At 31.3% G+C, this 2270-nt stretch carries 2 protein-coding genes; one reads left to right on the forward strand and one right to left on the reverse strand.

All coding sequences use genetic code 11. From position 1 onward, the window contains the following. Positions 1–180, reverse strand: a 180-nt coding sequence (locus AC3DU7_RS31615) for a hypothetical protein (protein WP_488043187.1), incomplete at its 3' end; no start/stop codon positions are given. A gap of 1064 nt (positions 181–1244) precedes the next feature. On the opposite strand from AC3DU7_RS31615, the gene AC3DU7_RS31620 reads away from it, so the two are divergent. Continuing rightward, positions 1245–2201: a DMT family transporter gene (locus AC3DU7_RS31620; protein ID WP_488043188.1), complete on the forward strand. Its 957-nt coding sequence runs from the start codon at positions 1245–1247 to the stop codon at positions 2199–2201. The last annotated feature ends 69 nt before the right edge of the window (positions 2202–2270 follow it).

A 2270-nucleotide genomic window follows, 5' to 3' on the forward strand; every position in this document is an offset into this window, starting at 1 on the left:
AATGCTGACCAAGAGAGGGAATACTAATGTAAGCATTTCCTGCGGAATGCTGCGCAAACAGCTGTCAACTATCAGCTTTATTACCTTTAAAGGAGAAAAAAACAACTTTATCAAAGCTTCAGAGTACGAATCTCTGTTTGAGAATGTAGTAGAAATTAAACGAATATTTGCTTTATTCACAAAACTTACACATAACCACCACTTAAAGTTTAAATTTTTATAATTTATGTTAATTTAGATTTTTTTATTGTAGAAATAAATCACAAATTTAAGATGTAACTACCTTTTTTGAGTTTGGTATAAAAAGTATTAGCCCTACACTATCTTTAGTAATATTTGATTGATTTTTGCAAAAATACATAAATCTTTGTTTGATTATCATTTTCTTTTTTTTTCGGTTTAATACCTCATCTTCTACAAGGTATTTACAATTAGATGTGGACTCAAACCCCAACCACTTTTTCCTTTTTCTTCCTTCCAACTTAAGTCCTTCTTTCTTCTTCTTTGTTAAATTTTCAAATTTTATCCTTCATCATCAAAAAAATGATTTTTTTTGAAATTATGCTGTATAATTACTTATATATTTATAATTTATTTAGAATTGTCACAGTAATTTTTTGCCGATAGATTCTAACCATGAGTAAGCCTTAAATAAATTAGTAATTTTTTTTTTGATTTTTTTCACATTCCTTGCTATGGAAATCGTTTTTTTAAATTAATCGATCAAAAAAAATATCTAGTTATAGGTTGTATCAAGAATGCTTATGCAAAAGAAAATTTTTCTGTAATTTCGAGCCTGTCAGTATTGCAGAGCAAAGCAATTTTAAACTCATAGGGTGGATCGCATACTTCTAAGTCCTATTTTATTTTCATCCCTAAATTAGAGTTTGCTGATTAAATATCAAAGCATTGACTGATATTGGTTGTAAGCATTTTTTTGTCTAAAAAAGTATCAGCTTTTCGGTGGAAAGAGCTGCATAAAGCTATTGTTTCGGGACGATTATGGCAGAAAAATTAAGGGACAACTTTTCCGAATACCTCCTTAATAATTCCCTGTTTCTCCTGACTTCCTCTCCTGGGAGATGTTAGGAAGTGGGTTGACTCCTGACTCCTACCCCTAGCACTCATACTTTATTCAGCAAACCCTAAATATTTCAAATGACTAAAGAAATAAAACCTCTTTAGTTTCTCTACAGACATGCAAATTTTTTCTGGCTTATACAAAACTTAAAGGTAAATTTAACATGACAAGTCAATTACAATTACTACCCCAAAATTCAGCACAAAAATCCACATTTTTATCTTTAATAGCATTATTAGTAGGATTATTAGCTGTATCCTTGGCAGCAATTTTTATTCGATTAAGTGAGCGAGAATTAGGACCTGCTAGTACAATATTAGACCGTTTTATTATCTCTGGTTTTATCTTTTGGTTTTGGAGTAATTTCCAAGCTCAAAAAAATCAATCATCAACTAATAAAAATGAACAATATCCAACTTATACATTGAGTGAGTGGATTTGGTTATTAGCTGGTGGTTTTATTTTTGCTCCTAGTTTACTTCTTTGGGCATGGTCTTTAACCCAAACTAATGTAGCGAACTCAACTATACTTCATAATATGATTCCTATTTTTACCGCTCTGGGAGGATGGATATTTTTAAGTCTTCGTTTTGACCGTAGATTTTTAATAGGAATGGGAATAGCTGTAGTAGGAGCAATTACTATTGGAGCAGATGATATACAAGTAGATTTAGAACATTTTGCTGGTGACTTAGCAGCATTTGCATCTGCAATTTTATTTGGTGCTTATTACTTATTAATTGAAAAACTTCGCTCCAAATTTTCAGCGAAAACCATCTTATTTTGGACTTGTATAAGTGGTAGTTTATTTACTCTTCCTATTGCTTTGTTCACGGAAGATCGTATTTTGCCTTTTTCTTGGGAGGGATGGTTATCTATTATTGGTTTGGCAGTAATTGCCCAAGTTTTAGGTCATGGGTTAGTTACTTATAGTCTCAAAACTTTTTCTTCTGGTTTTGTTGCTTTGTGCTTTTTATTAGAACCTGTAATTACTGCTTTAATTGCTTGGGGATTATTTTCAGAACAACTTACTATCATTAGTTGGCTAGGATTTTCTATCGTATTATTGGGATTATATTTAGCTCAATCAAGTCCTTCAATTCAGAAAGCTAGTAATTGAAATAGCACTCAGCACTCAGCAGTCAGCTATCAGCTTTTCAAGGTGCTTCATTAATGGATAATTGATAAT

The organism is Okeania sp. (assembly GCF_983059655.1).